Raw genomic sequence first — 24326 nt, forward strand, 5'->3', positions numbered from 1 at the left:
AGTGCGGGACTAGAGTTCGGGGGAGTTCAAAATAAATCAAGATTATTAAATAGTTGTGTAGGGAGTAAGGAGTAGGAAGAAAAAGGAAAAAATGATAAATTTAAGTGAAAAAGTTATTTTAATTACAGGTGCATCTAGTGGTATTAGTGCCGCAACAGTGCAAACTTTAGCTAGTGCTGGAGCTAAAGTTATTTTACATTACTATCATAAACAACTTGTAGCAGAAACTATAGGTGATAAAATTGGTAAAGATAAATGTTATTTATTAAAAGCAAATTTAGCTGAGAAAAATGCTGCTGTGAAATTATGGCAGGAGGCGATCGCCTGGAGAAATCATATTGATATTTTGGTGAATAATGCTGGTATTTTTGTTGGTGCTAGTGTAGAGGATGAAATGGATATTTGGGCTAATGCTTGGCAAGAAACTTTGCAAGTAAATTTAATTGCAGTTGCGGATCTATGTCGAGAAGCAATTCGTCATTTTCAGACTCGTAATGGCGGTACTATTATTAATATTGCTAGTCGTGCTGCTTTTCGGGGAGATGACCCTCAACATATTCACTATGCTGCTAGCAAAGGTGGTGTTATTTCTATGACTCGTACTATTGCTCGTGGTTTTGCTAAGGATAATATTTTGGCTTATGCGGTGGCACCAGGGTTTGTTCGTACTGAGAGAGTAGAAAGTTATCTGCAAGAAGTAGGCGAAGAGTTTGCTACCCGGGATATTCCCTTGGGTAAGTTGGCAACACCAGAAGATGTTGCTAATGTAGTAGCTTTTTTGGCATCTGGTTTAGCACCTCATACGACAGGAGCAACTATTGATATTAATGGTGCTTCTTATGTACGCTAATTTTTGTGGTTATTAGTTATTAGTATCTAGCAGCGCTTAACCTGAGAATTAAAATACTGAAGTTTATTTTTTTCTCAAACCTTTAAAGGGGAGTTTTAATACCTTGTTTTTTGGTCAGAACTGATAACAGTTTTCATTATTCAAAAATACAGAGATTGTGCTTTAAAGGCATTTATGCTGATGGTAGAGGGCATAATTTTTGTAGCTATAAGGTGAAAATTGCTATATATGGTGTCCCTATCTCGGAGCTATCAAAAAGTAGGTATTTCTGTATATGTAGTCATAAAATTCTGTTCAGTTGATATGGCTGCGGCTAAAAATAGAAGGTGCTGAAGTTAAAACTATTGCTTATTGAGAATGTGAAGTTAATGTATTGCTTCATACTAGTTATGTTGGTTTGAAACTGCTTTGTTAAAATATTGTACTGAAAGCCAAAGTGAAGAGTTATTGTGGCAACTGAACCAGGTATTATTCATCAAGTGCAGAGCAGAGCTGGGAACAAAAATTTTATTCGGGCACCAGCTATGAATAATTAATTGTACTTGTAACGAATTTTCGCAGATGAGGTTGAATACTTTGGAAAAGCTCTATCTGGCGGCGATAAGCAAGACTCCAGAAATTGTGGTTTCTCAAGAAATACGGGTGGTAGCATTGAAACCTATTCAAAAAATGTTAGAGCTGTCATTTAGCTAAGAAGTCTACCCCTAACTCCTCCGAAGGGGAAGCAGAGGTAGAGATGTTGGATGCAAGGTCTGTACAATATAAAAATAATTAACAACAATAAATAACACACTTTTGGCTTTTTATGATCAAAAAAGCTATTTGCTATATGCTAATTATCACGGGGTGACAAGCCAGTTGAAAGCTATATATAAAGGGATTTGCCTTCAGGAGCTGAGGAATAATTCAATAAAAAAAAATCCTTATTGGACTGGGAAGGGGGTGTAGTGCGAGCGCTCTGCGCTCGCACTACACCCCCTAACTGGGTTGAATAATAATTCAAGTTGTGCAGTAGAATAATATCATGAAAAAACTTAACTTTATTAATTAATTTTTAATCAAAAATTACAGTCTAATTAACCACTTTATTCATCGCTTTTATTCCCCTGCGATAATATAGTAATTTATGAGGATTAAGGCTCATTAAATTTTCTACTAATTTCCACATTAAATCATCATTTATTGCCCAATAAATACTAGATAACCCTAAGCAAAAACTACTGTTTCTTCTTTCTTTTCTACCTCTTTCATTAGTTCTTGATATATATTCTTGAACTCCTTTATTTTTAATTTCTTGTCCTTTAAATGAACTAATTGTGTATGAAATAGCTATTAATAAAATTAGATTATTAAGTCTAGTTTCGTTGGCTTTTGCTGATTCTAGATTATAACCACCAGTTTTATAATCCTTAAACATGGCTTCTATGCCCATTCTCTGGCTATATATTTTTTTAACTTTTCCACATTACTATGATAAATTGGAGAGAGTATACCATTTCTCTGAAACAGAATTGTGACGATATTTCTGTCTTTTATATACAAGTAAATTATATGTTCCTACCTTCAAAATTTTGGTAATTTTTTGATTCAATAATAGTTGGGATTCACCGATATTTACTTTTAACTCTGAGAGTTGACAATATTTTCTCCCTCGTTTTATCATAGTTGATTTTTTTTGTCTCAAGACAAAATATACGTCTTTTTTTTATATTCTTTCAACCAATGGCACAGGAAAATACTGTGGAATTCTAGGGTGCTGTGAGAATTATTTTGTGTGCTTTCAATAATTTTAATACAGGGCGAATTACTGATTTTTGTTCGGTTAAATTACTAGCTCCTTTATGAGATAAAATCTTCCAATATATAGGTAAAGCTCTCTTTTTCCAAGCTACAGTTATCATTAAAATATTAATATTTTGCCACTGAGTGCGGTCTAAAATCAACACTAACTCTGAGGTAAAGTTGAAGAGATTTTTTACCATTATTTTGACTAAAGGGAACCAAAATATAGGTAAACTTAATTCCTTTAGGGTTAAAAATCTTTCGCATAACGGGACTTTAGTGAAAAAATAGTAAAAAAAAGGGTATAATGTATACCTGATATGTATTTTACGTTAATTACTGGCCTGGGAAAAGTTTGATGAAAGAAACAACTTCAGTGGCCATGCCCTCTTGTTTCCATCGATGGTGCGATCGCTTTAACAATGTCTTTAAAACAAAAGCCCAAAAAACAGGGTTTAGGGAATATATAGGAGGATTACTCTTGAGAAAGCGATCGAAAAAACTTGTCTCAAATTGCCAACAACACTGTAGGTCACACGTACCACAAATTACGGCATTTTCTAGTTCGAGCAAATTGGTCTGTAGATGCTGTGAATGAGCGTCGTCTTCAAGTAATGTGGGAACGTCGCCAAACAAAACCTTCTCGATCCTATTGCTTTAATTATAGACGATTCAGGCCACAGAAAAAGTGGTAATTTTACTGCAGGAGTAGGGCGGCAATATATAGGAGAAATAGGAAAAACAGATAATGGTGTAGTCGTGGTGACAACTCATCTTTATGATGGAGTTAAAAGTCTACCTTTAGACATAGCTTTGTATCAGAAAGCTGATTCTTTTCCAAAAGGAAAAAAAGACCCAGAATTTGTCAAGAAACCAGACGAGTGCAATGTCTCTAGTAGATCAATGTTTGTCCAGAGGACACCAACCAGAAATTGTGTTAATTGAAATTTGGCTATGGTAACAATACATCATTCTTAAATCAACTAGAGAAAAGAAGTTTAACTTATATAGGAGGATTAGCTAAAAATCGAAAAGTCATCATTAAAAAACAAGATGACATTAAAGAGGAAATTAGATTAGACAAGCTGGCAGAAAGTATACCTCAGAAAGCTTTCAACTTAGTTCAACTAAGTACAAAAAATGCTAGAGAAGTTTGGGTAGCTACATTAGAAGTAGAAATATCTAGGATGTCAGGTCAAAAAACTATAGCTATCGTTATGAATGCTAAAAGTTTTTCTGAGGCCACTGATATTAACTATTATATCACTAATAGAGAAGACAAATATGTAACTCCTGAGTGGATATATTCTACTTATTCTCAAAGAAATTGGGTGGAAGTTTTCTACAGGGAAGCCAAAGGATGGTTAGGATTAAGAGAATATCAAGTCAGAGATAAAATCAGCCTTAAAAGGCATTTTATTTTAGTATTTTGTGCTTATACATTTATTATCTGGCATCAGTTAACAGGAGGTATAAGAAGGCGTTGGGCTAACAAACCATTAAATACGTTTACTGATACTTTAGAAGCATTTCGTACCGCAATATCTTATCGTTTTGTTGAGTGGTTAGATGAAAACATCGACGTATTTACCGCTCATAAAGAGAGTTTAGGGTTTGTTTGGGCTTGAAATTTGCTAAAGTCCCGATAAGTTTTCGCTTACTTTCTGATTTAATTGGTAGCTGAAAATAATTGGTTAGCTTTGATATTTGTACAGTTTTATGTACTGAAATTAAGTATAATAATATTTGTAATGTTACTACTTGAGATGGACTCAACTTTTGCTTAATATGGTCTTGATAAAAGCCTAATATATTCACTTTTTCTTCTTTTTTTTTTGTAATTATTAACCCTTTTTTATCATATTTTTAACAGTTTTTTTTAATGTTTTAATGAATAAATAATCAACCATGGGTAGGGGGTGTAGTGCGAGCGCTCTGCGCTCGCACTACACCCCTTCCCAGTCCAATAAGCGTTTTCTTTTTGTTGAAATATTCTTCAGTTCCCGAACACAAATTCCTTTCTATATATAGCTTTCAACTAGCTTGTCACCCCGTGAGATGCTAATTATATCATGTTTGGATAATTAGTGTTCAAAAACTTTCCCCCGTCAGTGTCAGTTCTATCCTTTCCCATACTTTTCCATCCCGGCGTTCCATACTACACGAAATCCAATAAAGTGTTTGTAGAAGCTGCGCTTATAGTCGTTGATGCGAGACGCAGAACGACAATGATGAGGATAGAAGTTCCAAGATCCTCCTCGCAGTGGAGAAAAGTTGTCATTTCCAGTTTCCCGAGCACTTCCATCTGTAGGAGCTCCTTCATAGTTGTTATGCAAAACATCTTGACACCACTCCCACACATTGCCGTGCATATCATATAAACCAAAGGTATTGGGAGGATAAATTCCTACATTTGTTGTTTCTTCAGGATGTTTTCCTTTCGGTGCGTTACTATAAGTGTAGTTACTGTTGTAGTTAACTAACTCAGAGGTTATAGTTTCGCCAAAGTAAAAAGGTGTTGTTGTTCCTGCACGGCAAGCATATTCCCACTGACTTTCGCTGGGTAGTCTGTAGTTCTTCCCGGTTTTCTCGGATAGCTTTTGACAAAATTCTGTTGCGTGGTACCAGTTTACTTTTTCTACAGGGCGGTTTGCACCTTTGAACTTAGAAGGGTTATTTCCCATAATTGCCTGGTATTGGTTTTGAGTAATGGGATATTTGCTCATATAAAAGGGTTGAAGAGTTACTTGATGTTGGGGGCCTTCACTACGGTTTCTTTTGGCTTCATCTTCTGGGGATCCCATGATAAAGCTTCCACCAGGAGTATAAACTATTTCCAATTTAATGTCGTTACCTAAGTTTTCTATTTTTTGTCTGGCGTTTCCCTGGCTACGATGAATAATACCGCCAGAGTTGTTGACGCTTATAATTTCAAAAGTGAATAGGTCTCCTTTTTCTGATTCTGATATTGATGGTTGAGTCATTTCAATTACAAGAATTAATTATTTCTATATGATCAGGACTTACGCAAGTACGCTATATATAGCGTACTGTCGATATGAAATTCTCCATACTATAATTAGTTTTTTTTCAGATAGATATTACTTTTAATGTATCTTTAAACAAAGTTACAATTAGGTTAAATTAACTTGCTAAAAAGCTTTAATTATTAGATGATAATGACAGGATTATATTATTTCAAAAATATGAATTTTAATTTTGTTGACTACTGTCAATATTTACTTAAATCTCACACAAATTTTACTATAACGCTCCTTGGCAAATCCAGAGTAAAAATATTAGCCATGATATAATAAATCGCTATTTAAGAGCAGAGTCTTTAAATTCAGAAGATTTATGGCGAAATGTTCAAGAAGAATTTGTTTGGTGATACCGAAGCTTATTTAATTTTTGATGACACAGTAATTAATAAAAAGTATGGATATAATATTGAACTTACACGACGACAATATAGTGGTAATGAACATCAAGTTGGTCGTGGATCTTGGAATAGTTAATTGTGTATATTTTAATCCCCAAAATGAACAATTATGGATTATAGATTATAGAATTTATGACCCAGATACTGACAAGAAAACAAAAATAGAAGAGTGTTGAAGAAATGATACTTAATGCCATAAATAATAAGAAAATACCATTTAAAACAGTATTAATGGATTTGGGTATGCAACACAAAGATTAATGGGACTAATAGATAACTTAGGAAAAATTTACTACTGTCCTTTAAAAAGTAATCGCGCGCGTTGATGATACACGAGGTGCAGAAAAATACAAAAAAGTTCAAGATTTAAATTGGAATGAAGCTGAAAAAAAGTCAGGAAAAATAATTAAAATTAAAGGGTTTCTACTCTGCCAAAAGGTGAAAATATTTTGGATTAGGTGTATCTGCCAACTTCAGCAGAATATATTGTCACTAATGACTTGACTCAATCATCACTCTTATGATGTAGAGTTTGAATCTCAAACTCGATGGAAAATCGAAGAATTTAATAGAGAAATTAAGCAATTAACAGGTTGAGGATTTTGTCAGTGTCGTCTGCGAATAATTCAGAAAAATCATATTGTTTGTGCAATGTTAGTGTGGAACTTCTTCAAAATATTTGCTACTAAAATAGGCAAAAGTATTTATCAAGTTAAGCATGAATTATTATCAAAATATCTAAGGGATCAATTGAAAAATCCTTCAATTAAAATGAAAGTTATTTGACTTGAAAAACTCAAGGTTTTTTGAGTCAAAATAGTTAGGCGATTGCTAACGCAAAGCTCCGCTAACGCACATGACTATAGTGAAGTTCGTCGAAGTTGTCATGCGCTATATATAGTGTCTTTGCGTAAGTCCTGATGATAATTGATTTGATTGTTGATTTTTTGAGATGTCTATTAGTTTTCTGCTGAAGTTTGTCTTGGTCAGAGGTTTATCGGGAGGGGAGCACTAAATAAATAAAGCGCAATAGTTAATAGAGTTGTTGGGAAATAACTTAGGAGAGAAAAAACTCAAACGAAAACTTGACATATTTCCCTAGTAATTTGACTACTTATGCTGTCATCAGATATAAGTTCCACTCACCAGTTGCTGTTAGCATTAATTTGTCATCAAAATCATACTTGTGATTACGAGAAATCTGACTGACAGCTCCATAACGCTTGACGCCCGCCAAGGCGTTTTCACAGACTACCCTTGATTGACTCAATTTCCGAAAATCTGGTTTTTGTTGCTCACTTAACTCTCCCCCTTTTGGTTTTTTATGGGGGATTCGGATATTTTCATACTGATGCGTGGAGACCTTGGAAACCACTGTCTACTTCTATCGGAATCTCTAGAGGTATATTTCCTATCAATTTTTCCTGGTCATGGAACTTCGACTTCATGCAGCTTTCCTTCTCGTGCCTGACTCAATACCAGCACTTTCTTGTTTTGATTAACTGCTACTAGATGTTTGCGAGTGTGACGCTTTTTTTTTCCTGAATAATTCAGTTTTGGTTTTTCAGAGTGAGTTGGTCTTTGTACTGGCCGTTCTGTGCCATCCATTATCACTCGTTCTACTCGAGGGAAACGCTCTATGAATCCTTGGACGCTGTTAATTTGACGCAATGCATCGCGCCTTTTTTTCTCCCAAGGCTGCTTCTAACATAGTTTGTAAGCGATGAACCCAATAATGTGCTTGACTACGGTCGATATCAAACAAGATACCAGCTAAGTCAAAAGTCGGGTAACATTTAAAGTAGAAGAGAATGTCAAACAATTTGTCTTGTAGAGTGCGTAAACGAGCCAAAAGACCTCCTCCAACAGAGCGTTGACGAGGTGAGCGAGTGCAATGTTTGCTCATACATTTGCCCAAAGGACTCCAAGAAAGATTCAAATGCTTTACGGTTTAATGGGTGTTAATGCTCTGAGTAATCTGTCTTGTTTTAAGGCTCGTTCAATATTTAGCATTTTTATGGCAAATTTTTTCTGAAATTATTTTACCTTATTTCCCAACAACTCTTATATAGCAATGAGCGCTGGCATCTTTACATACTACCAATGTCAGTCATGTAGTATACATCCTGCTACATGACTGACATTTTTTCTATGCGATCGTGACAACGGAACGGAGGCGCAATCGCACTACCGGGACTTTAGCAAATTTCAAGCCCAAACAAACCCTAAACTCTCTTTATGAGCGGTAAATACGTCGATGTTTTCATCTAACCACTCAACAAAACGATAAGATATTGCGGTACGAAATGCTTCTAAAGTATCAGTAAACGTATTTAATGGTTTGTTAGCCCAACGCCTTCTTATACCTCCTGTTAACTGATGCCAGATAATAAATGTATAAGCACAAAATACTAAAATAAAATGCCTTTTAAGGCTGATTTTATCTCTGACTTGATATTCTCTTAATCCTAACCATCCTTTGGCTTCCCTGTAGAAAACTTCCACCCAATTTCTTTGAGAATAAGTAGAATATATCCACTCAGGAGTTACATATTTGTCTTCTCTATTAGTGATATAATAGTTAATATCAGTGGCCTCAGAAAAACTTTTAGCATTCATAACGATAGCTATAGTTTTTTGACCTGACATCCTAGATATTTCTACTTCTAATGTAGCTACCCAAACTTCTCTAGCATTTTTTGTACTTAGTTGAACTAAGTTGAAAGCTTTCTGAGGTATACTTTCTGCCAGCTTGTCTAATCTAATTTCCTCTTTAATGTCATCTTGTTTTTTAATGATGACTTTTCGATTTTTAGCTAATCCTCCTATATAAGTTAAACTTCTTTTCTCTAGTTGATTTAAGAATGATGTATTGTTACCATAGCCAAATTTCAATTAACACAATTTCTGGTTGGTGTCCTCTGGACAAACATTGATCTACTAGAGACATTGCACTCGTCTGGTTTCTTGACAAATTCTGGGTCTTTTTTTCCTTTTGGAAAAGAATCAGCTTTCTGATACAAAGCTATGTCTAAAGGTAGACTTTTAACTCCATCATAAAGATGAGTTGTCACCACGACTACACCATTATCTGTTTTTCCTATTTCTCCTATATATTGCCGCCCTACTCCTGCAGTAAAATTACCACTTTTTCTGTGGCCTGAATCGTCTATAATTAAAGCAATAGGATCGAGAAGGTTTTGTTTGGCGACGTTCCCACATTACTTGAAGACGACGCTCATTCACAGCATCTACAGACCAATAGACATCTCCAAAAATACTCAAACGCTTATCCTAACTATCTTTAGTGGTGCGATCGCTACTTATGAAGATAGTTAATTTGTACAGTTTTATGGGCATCAGAGATACTTTGTGTTACTAATTCAAATATTTATTGTACTTTAATTTATTCTTTTTATCTCAGCTTTTGATGGTTTATGCTAATATAAAAGATCCAATTCTTAGTCGCACTAAACCACATATTGTTAAGATTACTTTTTGATAATTATTATCTTTTAATCTGAATCTTTCTCTAGCAATTCCAAATATTTTAATTAATCTTATTACATGTTCTACAAATATTCTCTTTCTGGCTTTTTCTTGATTTTCTTCTTTGATTTCTAGCGGCATTTCTTTTTTTCTTGGTTTCTTTTTTGGTGTAGTAGTTCTTTCTACTCCTTCATAAGCTTTATCTCCTTGAAATTTTTGTTTTTTATCAAATTTATCCTGTTGTTTTCTTAATATTTTTACATCACTTACTGGACCTTTTTCTCCTACTATTACATCTACTATTTCTGTTCCTTTTGGTGTCGTTATTATTTGATTTTTAAAAGTATGATTTTTATTTTTTCATATTTTATATTTTTATTGGTCTTTATATTCACTTGGTCTTTCTCTACTTTGTTCTGTACTATCTACAATTAATTCTAATTCTGTTAATATCTCCTTTACCCATTCCAATTCATTTTCTTTTTTTTTTACTTGTTCTAATAAACTTGCTGGCAGTAATTCTCTGAGAATATCTATCCAGTAATGAAAAATATTATTAGCACTTGATTCACTTATACCAAAGTTAATTCCTAATGTTTGAAAAGTCGGTATTTGATGTAAATAAAATAACGTTAAAATTATTTCTTCCTCCTTTGTTAAATTCTTTTTTCTGACTCCACCTGCTTTAATTAATCTTTTTTCTGTTTTAGCGATCGCCTTCTTTTTCTCTGATTCTATTATTTGGGCCTTTGCTATTAATTTTATTAGCTGTTCATAAGTAATGCCAATAATTCTTTTTGTTTCTTTTGGATGGTTATAAATATATTCTAAAGTTGGATTCATTTGGGAGACTTTATAAATAAATGGTTTTGATAATTTTACCTTATTTTTTATTTTGGAGATGTCTAATTTGCTCGAACTAGAAAATGCCGTAATTTGTGGTACGTGTGACCTACAGTGTTGTTGGCAATTTGAGACAAGTTTTTTCGATCGCTTTCTCAAGAGTAATCCTCCTATATATTCCCTAAACCCTGTTTTTTGGGCTTTTGTTTTAAAGACATTGTTAAAGCGATCGCACCATCGATGGAAACAAGAGGGCATGGCCACTGAAGTTGTTTCTTTCATCAAACTTTTCCCAGGCCAGTAATTAACGTAAAATACATATCAGGTATACATTATACCCTTTTTTTTACTATTTTTTCACTAAAGTCCCGCTACCTTAAAGTTTTATGCCATGCCTGAAAAAATAATGTGACATAAGGATGTGAGAAAATCCTTGCCAGGCAATAATTATAGCATGGCAGCTCGGATTAAAATTTGGTATTATAGACTCCCGCGTTGCACTTTGATTTAACTGACAACAAAAGAATCACAGTGTTATGGGAGTGTATTCGCGAAGCCTCTCGAGTGAGAGAATCGCCTCAAAGAGCAACTATATTCTATATTAATAATTGATATCTTTCACCACTACGGAAAAACTTGAGGATTTTCTATAAAAGCTGCATCCACACAGTCTCTAAAATGATCAAATTTCTTCAGTCTTTGTTTGCAGATCGTTTTTTAACACAAACCACCAACGTTCTATCTTATTAAAATCTGGTGAGTATGGTGGTAAATACCAGATTTCACACCTTTGCTTGGCCACTAATTCTTCAATATAAACTGATTTATGAAACGTTGTGTTATCCAATATAATCACTTGCCCTGGTTGTAATTTTGGTATGGGAACAATTTTCCAACCAGTTCTCAAACAAGTCACGATTACAACTTCCTGTAAATGTTAAAGGAGCAAACATTTTTGATTGATTTATAGCTGCAATCCAACTAACTCTCTCAGTTCTTTTTCCGGACTTCATGCCTGGTACTATGAATGCCTTTAAATCCATAACCATAAGGATAATCTTCTCTATTATCTATTCCGGCTTCATCTACATAAACAATATCTTTTTTGTCTATTTGATTCAGTTTTAAGGCCAACTTTTCTCTTTCTATTTCGTCTCTTTCTTGATAACCATATGTTTTTTTTTACGAGTAAACCCAAGTTTTTTTAAACTTCTACTAATAGTAAAACGACTACAATTTCCCCATTTTGCAGCCATTTGTTTTTGAGTTTGCTCACTTAGTGTCCTCAACAAACTTTTCACATTCTTCCCAGTTTTTAATTTTAGATGTCTGAGGGGGAGGTATATTGGCTGATTGAGTTGTTGAACCTGTGGTTAAATATATCTCTCGCCATTGATGAAGAGTAGGCCGACTTATATTTAATAAACCACTCATAAGACTGATAGACATACCATTTAAGGTGGAGGTCAAGAGCTCGCATGTCGCAAATCTTGACTGTAAGGATATACCTAAGCACTCAAACAATAGATTGAAGATAGAAATATCTTAAAGCTATCAACTCACTCATTGTCAATACCATTACACGCATCCTTAAAACTTTAACGTTTAGCGATCGCCTAATTTATGAAAAATGCAGGTCATACTGCAAGTCATACTGCAAGTCATATATTACATTGTAGCTATTTATGTAGTATGTAAAGATGCCAGCGCTCATTGCTATATCTTCTGTTTGAGACTGAAAGTATTAGACATCTCCAAAATAAAAAATAAGGTAAAATTATCAAAACCATTTATTTATAAAGTCTCCCAAATGAATCCAACTTTAGAATATATTTATAACCATCCAAAAGAAACAAAAAGAATTATTGGCATTACTTATGAACAGCTAATAAAATTAATAGCAAAGGCCCAAATAATAGAATCAGAGAAAAAGAAGGCGATCGCTAAAACAGAAAAAAGATTAATTAAAGCAGGTGGAGTCAGAAAAAAGAATTTAACAAAGGAGGAAGAAATAATTTTAACGTTATTTTATTTACATCAAATACCGACTTTTCAAACATTAGGAATTAACTTTGGTATAAGTGAATCAAGTGCTAATAATATTTTTCATTACTGGATAGATATTCTCAGAGAATTACTGCCAGCAAGTTTATTAGAACAAGTAAAAAAAAAAAGAAAATGAATTGGAATGGGTAAAGGAGATATTAACAGAATTAGAATTAATTGTAGATAGTACAGAACAAAGTAGAGAAAGACCAAGTGAATATAAAGACCAATAAAAATATAAAATATGAAAAAATAAAAATCATACTTTTAAAAATCAAATAATAACGACACCAAAAGGAACAGAAATAGTAGATGTAATAGTAGGAGAAAAAGGTCCAGTAAGTGATGTAAAAATATTAAGAAAACAACAGGATAAATTTGATAAAAAACAAAAATTTCAAGGAGATAAAGCTTATGAAGGAGTAGAAAGAACTACTACACCAAAAAAGAAACCAAGAAAAAAAGAAATGCCGCTAGAAATCAAAGAAGAAAATCAAGAAAAAGCCAGAAAGAGAATATTTGTAGAACATGTAATAAGATTAATTAAAATATTTGGAATTGCTAGAGAAAGATTCAGATTAAAAGATAATAATTATCAAAAAGTAATCTTAACAATATGTGGTTTAGTGCGACTAAGAATTGGATCTTTTATATTAGCATAAACCATCAAAAGCTGAGATAAAAAGAATAAATTAAAGTACAATAAATATTTGAATTAGTAACACAAAGTATCTCTGATGCCCATAAAACTGTACAAATTAACTATCTTCATAAGTAGCGATCGCACCACTAAAGATAGTTAGGATAAGCGTTTGAGTATTTTTGGAGATGTCTATTGGTGCGTTTTCTGCTGAAGTTTGTCTTGCTCAGAGGTTTATCGGGAGGGGAGCACTAAATAAATAAAGCGCAATAGTTAATATCTTCTGTTTGAGACTGAAAGTATTGGTGCGTTTTCTGCTGAAGTTTGTCTTGGTCAGAGGTTTATCGGGAGGCGAACGCTAAATAAATAGAGCGCAATAGTTAATATCTTTTGTTGGAGACTGAATGTATTGGTGTATTATATCATGTCCGGATGATTAGGTATAATAAAAATGAACTGACTATCGCCAGTCTATAGAACCCATTTGAGATCTCTAGCCAGAGGCTACAAGTCTCTTAATCATTAGTATGACAAAGCAAAGATTCAGTTTTGTCGTCGCATTCGATAGAGTTCTCTCAAAGTTCTTCACCAGAATCTTACATCTTTCCATGGCTTTGTTGCATGAATGTTGCGCTCGCAACTTCTCCCCAGAAGAGAAGTTAATTAGTGAAGAGCGAATTCTACTTTGTAGCTTTCTGGCTGACAATTCTGTATCATACGATTAAGTATGGCACATTGTACGAACAATTCCACTGCCTGATTGTCGAATTTCCGTCGTCGCAACTTACCTCCAAATATTACTTTCAGTCTAAACATAGTTGTTTTTCACTTTCGACGTCGGTGATATCCACTCTCACGTTTCCACTTTTTGCGTCCTACCTTACGAATCTCTCTGAGGTTCTCGTCCCTAGGATGAGGTGGACTATTACAATTACCATGATGCCAGATGACTGCATTTTTACGGGGTGGTATGGTTGGTTTGGCTCCTCTGTGACTTGCTGCGGAGTAGCACTTGCGTTTGTGATATGCTCCATCACCTGACACTTGACCTATCTCGCTTTCTACGACCTCTAGTAGTTGGCAAAATACTTGGTCGTCACTGACATCGTTGGTACTAACCACTGCAGTTACTATTTCCCCTGTGGCCTCATTCACACCTAGATGCAACAAAGCCCCATGTACGACGTTTACCTACTCCATGAATTCTTGTTTTCCACTCTCCTTCTCCATAAACTTTGACTCCCGTCAATCTACCACCAGGTGAATTGCTTCTGTTGCTGGAATTACTGGTATTTCTATGTTCAATTTACCCAAGCGACGAGAAAAAGTACTGTGGTCTGGGACTGGTAACTCTAGTCCCATTAGAGAAAATATAGATTCTAAAAAGCCCTCAGTTTGACGTCCTGCCAAGCTAAATAAAGTCGAAAGTGTTGCCATCAATTCGATCGCCACATTACTGTAAGTATTTGATGCTCCCTTGCGTCCTGTTTTCTTTTGGTTAAGCCATTGGTCTATTACCTCTTGATATAGCCAAAATGTCAGACTGCCTCGTTGCTAACTGGATGCATCATACTCAGGCCAATTCTTGACCTTGTACTGAGACTTAGACTTGGACTTGGACTTACTCATATCTACTGATTCGTATTATCCTGATGCTATTTATAGCCTAAACGTCACCTTTTGTGCAACAAAGCCTCTTTCCATCCAACTATTTGAACGTTCAATTACCCATCTGGCGATTGCTGGAACAAATCCTGATTTGCCTTGTGCTGCTTTCTCTTGTTTTGAAGGTTTTGTTGAAAGTTCAAACTTAATTTTTCTCATAATTTGTGGATAGATCTTTTCTAATTCCTCTCTCAAGTGGTCTGGGTGATAACCATGATCTAAGAGAATCGTAATCTTCGGAATATTCACTGGCTTGGATTTGAAATAGTCAATGTTCAAGCTCAACATTTCAATCAATCCTGCATCATCAGTGACATTTGCCCGGGTACAATGAGTAAAAAAGGGAAATCCTAATGTATCTACAGCTAGATGCCTTTTAATACCATTGGTCGACTTGTAGAAACAGAAACCCTTTGAGTCTACACTAGCATTACAGGTATTTTTCACGGCTTGGGAATCAATGATGATCAAGGTTGTCCCGGAGCGCTTTTTTTTTCACTTGCTGACGCACTCTTGGATGTAAAGCATCCATAAGTTTCTCAATCACTCCGGCATCTCGCCATTGTTTGTAATACCAATAGACCGTGGAATAGGGAGGCAGCTCCTTGGGCAAATCTCCCCAATTGCAGCCATTCTTAAGTTGATAGAAGATACCATCGAGGATTTCTCGTTTTGTCCAATCAGGGGGACGTGTTTGCTTTTTTGGAGGCAATAGCTCAAGCAACAGAGGTTCAACGATTTCCCATTCTGGGTCAGTAAGACAGCTCGAATATGTCATTGTGATTAGATTAAACTGCTGTCATTAGCTTAACTTTATACCGGTAAAAGATCTCAAATAGGCTCTATAGGAGGGAGTTATGCCGAAGCTAGTCACAATTGAAAAACACTTAAGAGTAGAAGATTTAGAGGAAAGATATCGTAATGCCCAGGAAGTAACTGAGAAAATTCACTTGTCTTACAATTTGGTTATTAGCCACTGGTAGGACTTGCTTAGAGGTCTCTGAAGTAACAGGTTACAGTCGAAATTGGATATACCGATTGGTACGTCGTTATAATACTGAAGGAACAAAAGGATTGGGAGACCAAAGAAAAAGAAATATCGGCCGTGAATCATTACTGGATGATGTAAATCAAACTCAATTGTGGCAGCTACTACAGCAACCAGCTCCAGATGGAAGACTCTGGAATAGTAGAAAACTAGCAGATTGGTTGAGTGACAAGATTGGCCGTCAAGTCTCTCGCCAGAGAGGGTGGGAATATCTACAACACGCTGGACTTTCGGCTCAAGGTACCACGTCCAAGTCATCGTGACAGTTGCCTTTCAGAAACATTTGTTGTGAAAAAAAAACTCTCTCAACAGTTAGCTAAACTTCAAAGTAAATACCCACAAGCAGATATAGAAGTGTGGTGCTCAGATGAGCAAAGATTAGGACTACAACCAAAAGGTCGTCGAGTGTGGACAAAACTTGGAGAACAACCAGTTGCTGATGTGAAGACTCAATACCAATGGCTATGGCTTTATGGTTTTCTCCACCCTGAGTCTGGAGAAACATATTTCTGGATTTTACCTCAAGTCAATACAGAGTTGTTTAATCGTGTTTTAACAGATTTAGCACGAGAATTTGACCTCAATCAAAATAAACGTATACTGCTGGTGTTAGAACAAGCAGGATGGCATACCACTAACAAGCTGGTATTACCTGAAGGTATTGACCTGTTTTTTCTGCCTAGCCATTCACCAGAACTACAACCGGCAGAACGTTTACGGCCTTTAACTAATGAGGCGATAAAACTCCGTTTCGCTCCGCGATCGCTAACCACTCACCAGAAAACTTAGATGAATTAGAACATCTGCTGATCTATCGCTGCCAGAAAATTATGGAGCAGCAGGAATTTGTCCGGGGGTTAACCTATTTTCACTCTTTGCCTCACACTAGAAATACTTAATCATCACTAATCATCCGGACATGATATAACGCTTATCATACGTATTATCATTTTACTATTAGTGTGATAGACTCATGGATCTTATTTAATTCTTATTCCTAAAGTCCTTATAAGGATAGTCAAGATTAGCGATCGCCAGTTCCCAAATATCTGGCTCTTCTGACTTCCCCTGTTAAAAAAACTGTGCTAAACGACGTAACACTAAATATTCCCAACTAAAGATCGAATATCCATAACCTTGTTGTTTGACTGCTGCAACCTGTTTTTGCACTGTATTAAGTGAGAAAGGAACAACATTCCAGGTTGCTGAGATACCAACTCCAACTGGCATATAATAAGAAGCAGTGTAAATACCAGAATTTGATAAACTTGCTACTACTGCTTCTGGTGTTGGGCGATAAATCTGTAATACCACTTCATCTACTATCTTTTGTTTTACCCACCATAACCAATCTTGATTATATCTAGAAACAGCAAAGTGGTAAGGATTAGGGGAAATACTGACTACCAGTTGGGGATTTTTGGCTTTAATGTGATTATAAACCTTCTGGGTTAAGCTGGTTAACGCCTGACGTTGATTAATATTACCAAAAGCCTTGGGAACAGCCCAATGATCGTCTAATTGAATGCCAGCTAACCCTTTGATTTTAAGAATATCATCTATATGGCCTAAAATATATTCTTGAACTTCTCGATGAGTTGGATCTAGCCAGACATTTCCATCTTCTACAATTTCCCCTTCTCCGGTTTTTAGCAACCAATCTGGATGTTTCTTAACAATAGCATTTTTAGGGTAAAGCATTAAACCATATTCAAACCAGGCATAAGGCTTTAATCCTTGACGGCGAGATTCTTGAACTGCCGCTTTAAGAGGGTTAGTCAAAGGAGGACGCAACAGAAAGTAAGTGGAACTATGAGAAGTCGGGTAAAGAGTTCCTTTAAAACCATAAACACTGAAATAAACACGGTCATATCCTGAGATGGAAAGCTGATGTAGGATTTCATCTAAGTATGTGGTGTGATGTAGAAATGCTGTGGCAATATTGGTTAACCAAATTCCTTGCATCTTGTCTTTAACTACAGGAGAACGAGGAGAGGCATGATGAGTTACCACTAATAATAAACAAACTCCTATTAGGATGCTTAACCATCTGAGGAATTTTTTGATGATTCTTTTCATTAGAGTTATTGGGAAACAACTTAGGTTAGGGAAAAATGAAAACTCAAATTAATTTTGGCTAGTGATTTTATTATTTATGCTGGCATCAGGTGAAAGTTCCATAGTCTAGCTTTTGTTTCCATTCATTTGTCATCAAAATCATCCTGATGATTACGGTAAAATGATTAACAGCCGCATCGTGCTTGACGCCAGCGAAGGCATTTTCATATATCACCCACTTATTGACTCAATGTCCGATTCTCCTACTTTTGTTGTTGCTGTTAATTCTCCCCCTTTGGTTTTTTGTAAAGTTGGAGATTAGTTTTCGCAGAAGTCTATTTTGAAGTTAAGTTTTTCTCTCTGATTTTTTTGTTTCTACAAAACCCTTAATATACTGGGAATGCTATTAATAACATCTAATGATTGAATTTCCTCTAATGCTTGCCGGAAGTTGCCTTCTCGTACATCACGGGTAACAACAACTATTTCTGCAAGTTGATTATGTATTCCTGTTTGTACCACAGATTCTAAACTAACACTATATTTACCAAAACAACTACCAAGTTTACCTATTACTCCTGGTTTATCTTGAGTTAAGAAACGAGCATAAAATCTAGTGATCAGTTCTTTTATGGGTACTATTTCACAATATTTTTGATGAGTACAACTTAATAATGGATGGGGAATGGGTTCGGTTTCTGTTTGCAGAATAGCCGCAATATTCATAATATCAGAAACTACTGCACTGGCAGTTGGACCAGCACCGGCACCAGGACCAAAAAACATAACTTGTCCGATGGGTTCTCCTTCAATGAAGATAGCGTTGTCAACATCGTTGATACTGGCAAGGGGATGAGTTTTGGGAATGAGGGTAGGATGTACTCTGAGTTGAAGTTTATCAGAGGTGAAGTTAGTATTTTTAGGAGCTTGCTTGGCGATCGCTAATAATTTAATTACGAAATTTAGTTGAGCAGCGTAGGTAATATCTGCTGCTGTTATTTGACGAATACCTTCGCAGTAAATGTCTTCTAATTTTATGAAACCACTAAAAGCAAGGGAACCAAGAATGGCGATTTTATCTTTGGCATCTAACCCTTCCACATCAGCAGTGGGATTTGCCTCTGCGTAACCCAGCTTTTGAGCATCAGCAAGAACATCTGCAAAGTCTGCTCCCTCTTTTTGCATTTTAGTAAGGATGTAGTTAGTTGTCCCGTTGATGATACCAGTAATAGAATGAATGCGATTTACTGTTAGAGATTCTTTGAGGGGTTGAATAACTGGAATTCCACCTCCTACTGATGCTTCTAACATAACATAGACACTTTTTTTATTAGCTGCATCAAAAATTTCTGGACCGTAACGAGAGATGACAGCTTTGTTGGCAGTGACTATATGTTTACCATGTTCGATAGCTTTGAGAATTAGACTTCTTGCTGGTTCTAACCCACCGATGAGTTCTATTATTATGTCTACATCTGGGTCAGTAGCTATCGCCTCTAAATCTGTTGTTAAAATATTTGGAGATATATTAATATCCCTAGTTTTGGATATATCACGCACTCCAACTCGGTATATTTCCAATTCATTAATTAAAGGATGACGACCTTGTGGGGATAGCAAAATTTTTGCTGTCCCTATACCGACTGTTCCTAATCCCAACAAACCGATTTTGAATACCACAATTATTAACCTTTCCTAAATAATTTTTTTTGAGCAAAGTTCAGCTATTATAGCTGAATACTTTTTAAGTTTAACAGATAAGTATAAAAAAAAATAGTCTATTCAAAAAAAATAGTCTACCCTGGAATAATATTATCTCTATTTAAATAGTTATTATTGAAATAGTCATTGATTTCAGTTATTAGTTATTAATTATTAGTACAGAGGTTAAAAATGCTAAAGTTTATTCTTTTAATATCCTGAAAATAGAAAACTTGATGGCTGATTTGTTTGTCAGTAGTACTAGTAAGGAGTAGAGGATAAATTTGAATATATTTTATTTATCTGGGAATAGAGAATAGGTAATAAAGATTAATTATAAAGTATATAGTAATCTAAGTAAAGGGCTAGTAAATTTCTAAATTCTCAAACTCATTCAAATAGCATTTTTATTTGAGATATGAAAACTGAGTACTATTAAAAAGGCAATAAGTTTGGAGGTAATGAGAAATAATTAAGAAGGATAAAAGTATTAAATAGTAGTTAATAAAAGGATACATAATATTCAATACAGCTCTTTTTTATGAGAAAAAAACCTGAATATAGATTTACATCTTATTTGAAAATACTATAGATTATTTTTGATTTTTACATAAGTGATTTTTGCCTTGGGTGTAGCCCTAACTTCGCCATCTGCCAAAAGTACTGTATGTCTGATGACTTACTCATTAATTTTATCTTTTAATCCTGATTCAATTTTTTTATTCTTGTTTCTCTGGTCTTCCTTATTACTTGCTTAATAAATACTCTCAGCTAAATATTTAAACAGCTATCATAAATTGAGAAAGTTTATCAACTTTTTCCAAGTAACAAAGACTATTTAGGTATTTATGAAAACTTGGGTTTAGTAACTGATAAATGAATTTTTGTTTATTGTATTTATCTGAGTAATTCAGAATTTTAGATACTTTCACAAGCTGTTTCAAATATTGCATTTTTACAATATACAATCTATTTTTAGACAGTGTTTTACTTTTACTAAAAAGAGCAATATATAAAAATAATTCATAATTCAGTGCAAATAAATTTGGTAATATTTCAGATGTGGGAGGCAGTAATATATTTTCAATATTTAAAACCATGAATGATGCTTATAATATTTCTCAAATACAGGGAAAAATTTCTCATATTTTCAAGTTTTTTTTCTAGCTAATCTGGCTATTTTAGGAGTAGCAATATCTTTATCTCTGGAGGATAAAGTTGGGAATTTTTAGGTGGGAAAATAAGCATATTTATTATAAATACAAGAGTTTCTCCATTATTAAAATTGCCAATATTAAAGTTGCGAAAGACTAGAAATAATCCTGATTTATTAACCGATATTGTTGATGAATTATTTAGTCTAATAATATTAGAGAATGAACAGGCGTTTCAGTCAATTTAGTTTATGAAATTTAAGTTGTGTTGTAAACTGACATACCTTAAATATTGTATTATAAAAAATCTGAAAGAAAACATAAGATAATGATTATTCAATATCTCAAGAGGTAAGTTTTCCTAAGAAGCTCCCCCACTCTTTTCCTCAAGATTTCCTACTCCCTGAATAAAAGGTAAATCTTCATTAATTCTCTCCATTTCTAGCTGCTCCATTTCATTGACTTGCCCAATATAAGATAAAAATATTTTGGACAAACGGTTATGATAAAATCTGTGCATACTATGGTTAGGTGTGGCGGGAAAACCACGGCGTTTTTTATGTCGCCCTCCAGCACCAGGGTCAAAACTCTTAATACCATTTTGGATCGCCCATTCTATCGGTGTATAATAACAAGCATCAAAATGTAAACAGTCTATTTCATAATTACTACCCCAGTAACGTCCATAAAGGCGATCGCCCTTGGTAATACAAAATGACATTCCTACTGGAAACCGATCATTTTCTTCACTATAACCAGCAACAAATAATACTCGATGGCGAAAGTTGTGATGTAATTGTTCAAAAAACCGCCTCGTCAGATATTTACTCCCCCACCAACCAAATTTATCGCAGGTACTCTCGTAAAAATTATACATCTTAGAACAGAGGGCTTTCGATATCTCATCTCCTGTGAGAGTCTGCATTTGTAAACCGGCTTTTCCTACCGCTTTTCGTTCTCGCTTAATATTACGACGTTGGTTAGCATTAAATACCTTAAGGTAGTCGTCAAAAGTTTGATAACCTTGGTTTTGCCAAATATAGCTATGATGAAGCCAATTGGTAAAACCATTGCGTTTAATTATGGGGTGCCATTCCGGATCGACATAGAGAAAATGACATCCAGAAATATTATGGCGATCGCAAAAGTAGTCAATTTCACTGACCATCATGGCTGTTATTTCATCCTCATCTTCCCCAGATGCTATCAAAAACCTATATCCCTCAGCTGGAGTAAAGGGAGACATTCCTAATAACTTCGGATAATATTCAATACCTAAGCGATAGGAAATTTCGGCCCATTGATGGTCAAAGACAAATTCACCTTGACTGTGGCCTTTAAGATATAATGGTGCTGCTGCTATGAGTTGTCTGTCCCGCCATACTGTTAAATGTTGGGGTAGCCATCCACTTCTACCACCCACACTACCAGATTTTTCCATATTGTGGAGCCAGTCCCATTCTAGAAAAGGAGTTTTGAGGGGTTGGGCCAGAGCATCCCACTCGGGTTTGGGGACTTCTGCAATTTTACTTATCCAGGCTATAGAATATTGAGGTTTAGGCTGTTGGATCATTTTTCACTCTTATTGGCATATCTGATATCTAAGTTAATCTATTATTTGCTGAGTTGAGGTTTTCAGTCAAAAGTCAAATATTTAAAGTCAAAAGTTAATGAAAGGTTTCTCAGTTGGTTTCTGTTTATTGGTATTGTGGTTCTATGGTTTAGGTAATTTTGAATAGGGAAGAATAATTTGAGGAAATTATTTTACATTTAAAGTTGGTAATTATTTGTGATATTTTTAAGGTAAATTGGTACAACTAAAGTTAATTGATTAACCAAAGCGATCGCTGGAATTTATAAATAAATTGTAGAGCTTGACGGAAGTTCCTAAAGCTATTAACTCAGCACAAAGTTATCGACATAAAAGAGTAGTTTGTTCGCTTTATGTAAAATAGTAAACTGATTTAAAACATAAAAATTAGTATAAAATCTGTACCTTAGTTAAAAATTTATAATATAAAAATTATCTTCAATTATTTTCATTAACCTGGATAAAAAGTCAAATTTTTAGTAAAATATTAAGTATCAATACTTACTAAATTCCTAACTGCTATTGACTACTATAATTTTCTCCTTAGTTTAGTTCTTAGTTTTTACTTTTTGCTTTTTAGTTCTTAGTTTTTACTTTTTACTTTTTAGCCCTTAGTTCTTACTTTTTAATTTTGACTTATTACCTAAAAAATAGTTAATAAATTACTATCCGTAAAACAAGCTATCTAATTCAGAATAATCAGGTAAAGTTGTATCAATAACTAGACCATTTCTTAATACTACTCTATCATGCTGAGACCGTGATAAAAGTTCACTAAAATTCCGACCTTTAAATAGAATTAAATCTGCGGGTAATCCAACTTTAATTATTCCCACATTTGGCAAACCAATTAAATCTCCAGGAGTCTTAGTAACAGCACAAGGCCAATCCCCATAAGGCATATCTAAATGAGCAATTCTCACTGACATATTAAAGACTTCTAAAACATCATGGTCACCAAATCCAAAAAACGGGTCGCGACAATTATCACTGGCAATAGCAACTGAAATTCCCTGTTTTTTTAATTCATGTAATAAAGTCACACCCCGCCATCTAGGAGTATAATTTTCTTGGCGATTTTGGAGATAAAGATTACACATTGGCAGACTAACAATACTAATACCAGCTTCCTTAACTAACTTAATAGTTTCTGTTACTTTTTCAGGGGTTTGTACAGCTAAACTACAACAATGTCCGCAGATAATTTTGCCATAAAATTGATGACTAATTGCTTTCTCAGCAACTTTGTGTAAAACCCGGGAATTAGGGTCTCCATTTTCATCAGTATGTAAGTCTAAATCTAATTGACGTTCTTTGGCTATACTAAATAATCTATCTAATTGGTTATCTAAGTCTGAATTTATAAATGGAACCCCTCCTAATATCCCACCAATATCAGCAATTTGATCGGCTAATTTTTCTCCAGCTTCAGTAAGATAATAATCTCCAGTAACCAAAGAAACAGGTTGTAATATTAATCTACTTTCCCACTTTTTTTGTAATGTTTGAAATACTTCCAAACTAATATTTGCCTGTTGTGCAAAACAGTCAAGATGAGTCCGAATAGCTTTTGTGCCATGAGCATAACTGCATTTCAGGCCAAATTCCATTCGACGGTAAATGTCTTCAGCATTCCAATATTTTTCCCCATCCCTAGCACCTGCATCTAAAGCGCCATTAAAACTACCATCTGGGTTAGGCGATCGCTCCCAAATATGGCCTTTATCTAAATGGGTATGCATATCTACAAAACATGGCCACACCATACCACCTTTGAGGTCAACTCTAGGAATGTCCCCATTGTTCAGAGAAGGCAAGTCGGCTAACGAGTGGACAATTTGTGTTATGACTCCCTCTTTAATTTCTATATCTACTAAAGACAAACCAACTCTTGTTTGATCTGATATCTCTAATTCTCTTTCTATGAGACATGCAGGTACATGAGCATTTTTTAGCCAATAGTTAGAAGTCTCAGGCATGACTGAAAATTGTTGATGGTTCATAAAATATATAGAGA

General features: G+C 34.7%; 15 protein-coding genes and 9 pseudogenes. 6 read left to right on the forward strand and 18 right to left on the reverse strand.

Features of this window, described 5'->3' with window-relative positions; all coding sequences use genetic code 11:
* Nucleotides 1-91 precede the first annotated feature (91 nt).
* Nucleotides 92-850: an SDR family oxidoreductase gene (locus TERY_RS21945; protein ID WP_011613843.1), complete on the forward strand. Its 759-nt coding sequence runs from the start codon at nt 92-94 to the stop codon at nt 848-850.
* A gap of 1072 nt (nt 851-1922) precedes the next feature.
* Here the strand turns inward: TERY_RS21945 and TERY_RS25850 are convergent.
* Nucleotides 1923-2282, reverse strand: coding sequence for a hypothetical protein (locus tag TERY_RS25850; protein ID WP_011613845.1), 360 nt, complete (start codon nt 2280-2282; stop codon nt 1923-1925).
* A 316-nt stretch (nt 2283-2598) separates the two neighbouring features.
* The gene (locus TERY_RS33840; RefSeq protein WP_011613846.1) at nt 2599-2832 is read right to left on the reverse strand and encodes a hypothetical protein; all 234 of its coding nucleotides are present in this window, start codon (nt 2830-2832) and stop codon (nt 2599-2601) included.
* 158 nt (nt 2833-2990) lie between these two features.
* On the opposite strand from TERY_RS33840, the pseudogene TERY_RS21960 reads away from it, so the two are divergent.
* Nucleotides 2991-4260 (forward strand): annotated as a pseudogene (locus TERY_RS21960) (IS701 family transposase).
* Between the two features lie 492 nt (nt 4261-4752).
* On the opposite strand, the gene TERY_RS21965 reads toward TERY_RS21960, so the two are convergent.
* The gene (locus TERY_RS21965; protein WP_011613848.1) at nt 4753-5616 is read right to left on the reverse strand and encodes an SUMF1/EgtB/PvdO family nonheme iron enzyme; all 864 of its coding nucleotides are present in this window, start codon (nt 5614-5616) and stop codon (nt 4753-4755) included.
* A 222-nt stretch (nt 5617-5838) separates the two neighbouring features.
* On the opposite strand from TERY_RS21965, the pseudogene TERY_RS31380 reads away from it, so the two are divergent.
* Nucleotides 5839-6860, forward strand: a pseudogene (locus TERY_RS31380) (transposase).
* Nucleotides 6861-7188: 328 nt separating this feature from the next.
* Here TERY_RS31380 and TERY_RS37645 read toward each other — a convergent pair.
* The 8 genes and pseudogenes from TERY_RS37645 to TERY_RS37665 all read right to left on the reverse strand — a co-directional run bounded on the left by TERY_RS37645 (nt 7189) and on the right by TERY_RS37665 (nt 11893).
* Complete coding sequence (locus tag TERY_RS37645) at nt 7189-7449, reverse strand: hypothetical protein (protein WP_196797162.1); 261 nt, start codon at nt 7447-7449, stop codon at nt 7189-7191.
* 53 nt (nt 7450-7502) lie between these two features.
* Entirely contained in the window at nt 7503-7745 is a 243-nt protein-coding gene (locus TERY_RS37650) for a transposase family protein (protein WP_052845808.1), read from the reverse strand.
* A complete protein-coding gene (locus TERY_RS37655) occupies nt 7732-7980 on the reverse strand; it encodes a transposase family protein (protein WP_011610837.1) in 249 nt (82 codons plus the stop codon). The genes TERY_RS37650 and TERY_RS37655 overlap by 14 nt, the downstream gene beginning before the upstream one ends.
* 302 nt (nt 7981-8282) lie before the next feature.
* A pseudogene (locus TERY_RS21985) lies at nt 8283-9335 on the reverse strand (IS701 family transposase); the annotation flags it as partial.
* 174 nt (nt 9336-9509) lie between these two features.
* Nucleotides 9510-9911: pseudogene (locus tag TERY_RS33855) on the reverse strand (transposase family protein); the annotation flags it as partial.
* Nucleotides 9912-9938: 27 nt separating this feature from the next.
* A complete protein-coding gene (locus TERY_RS33860) occupies nt 9939-10406 on the reverse strand; it encodes a helix-turn-helix domain-containing protein (protein WP_155994574.1) in 468 nt (155 codons plus the stop codon).
* Nucleotides 10407-10474: 68 nt separating this feature from the next.
* Nucleotides 10475-10688, reverse strand: a pseudogene (locus TERY_RS37660) (IS701 family transposase); the annotation flags it as partial.
* 342 nt (nt 10689-11030) lie between these two features.
* Nucleotides 11031-11893 (reverse strand): annotated as a pseudogene (locus TERY_RS37665) (IS630 family transposase).
* Between the two features lie 323 nt (nt 11894-12216).
* Here TERY_RS37665 and TERY_RS22010 point away from each other — a divergent pair.
* Entirely contained in the window at nt 12217-12588 is a 372-nt protein-coding gene (locus tag TERY_RS22010) for a transposase family protein (protein WP_011612568.1), read from the forward strand.
* A gap of 124 nt (nt 12589-12712) precedes the next feature.
* Nucleotides 12713-13114 (forward strand): annotated as a pseudogene (locus TERY_RS22015) (transposase family protein); the annotation flags it as partial.
* 641 nt (nt 13115-13755) lie between these two features.
* Here the strand turns inward: TERY_RS22015 and TERY_RS25860 are convergent.
* The 3 genes and pseudogenes from TERY_RS25860 to TERY_RS22030 all read right to left on the reverse strand — a co-directional run bounded on the left by TERY_RS25860 (nt 13756) and on the right by TERY_RS22030 (nt 15535).
* Nucleotides 13756-14634 (reverse strand): annotated as a pseudogene (locus tag TERY_RS25860) (IS5 family transposase).
* A 117-nt stretch (nt 14635-14751) separates the two neighbouring features.
* The gene (locus TERY_RS22025) at nt 14752-15228 is read right to left on the reverse strand and encodes a transposase (protein WP_011613856.1); all 477 of its coding nucleotides are present in this window, start codon (nt 15226-15228) and stop codon (nt 14752-14754) included.
* Complete coding sequence (locus tag TERY_RS22030; RefSeq protein ID WP_011613857.1) at nt 15215-15535, reverse strand: transposase; 321 nt, start codon at nt 15533-15535, stop codon at nt 15215-15217. The genes TERY_RS22025 and TERY_RS22030 overlap by 14 nt, the downstream gene beginning before the upstream one ends.
* Nucleotides 15536-15614: 79 nt before the next feature.
* On the opposite strand from TERY_RS22030, the pseudogene TERY_RS31405 reads away from it, so the two are divergent.
* Nucleotides 15615-16704 (forward strand): annotated as a pseudogene (locus tag TERY_RS31405) (IS630 family transposase).
* A gap of 172 nt (nt 16705-16876) precedes the next feature.
* Here TERY_RS31405 and TERY_RS22045 read toward each other — a convergent pair.
* The 4 genes from TERY_RS22045 to TERY_RS22065 all read right to left on the reverse strand — a co-directional run bounded on the left by TERY_RS22045 (nt 16877) and on the right by TERY_RS22065 (nt 24312).
* Nucleotides 16877-17884 (reverse strand): family 10 glycosylhydrolase, encoded by a 1008-nt coding sequence (locus TERY_RS22045; RefSeq protein WP_011613859.1) that lies wholly within the window; start codon nt 17882-17884, stop codon nt 16877-16879.
* A gap of 354 nt (nt 17885-18238) precedes the next feature.
* Nucleotides 18239-19543, reverse strand: coding sequence for a homoserine dehydrogenase (locus tag TERY_RS22050; RefSeq protein WP_011613860.1), 1305 nt, complete (start codon nt 19541-19543; stop codon nt 18239-18241).
* Nucleotides 19544-21079: 1536 nt separating this feature from the next.
* On the reverse strand, nt 21080-22291 hold the full coding sequence (locus TERY_RS22060; RefSeq protein ID WP_011613862.1) for a GNAT family N-acetyltransferase: 1212 nt from the start codon (nt 22289-22291) through the stop codon (nt 21080-21082).
* A gap of 683 nt (nt 22292-22974) precedes the next feature.
* Entirely contained in the window at nt 22975-24312 is a 1338-nt protein-coding gene (locus TERY_RS22065; RefSeq protein ID WP_044137936.1) for a cytosine deaminase, read from the reverse strand.
* Between the last annotated feature and the right edge of the window lie 14 nt (nt 24313-24326).

Source organism: Trichodesmium erythraeum IMS101 (assembly GCF_000014265.1).
Taxonomy (GTDB): Bacteria; Cyanobacteriota; Cyanobacteriia; order Cyanobacteriales; family Microcoleaceae; genus Trichodesmium; species Trichodesmium erythraeum.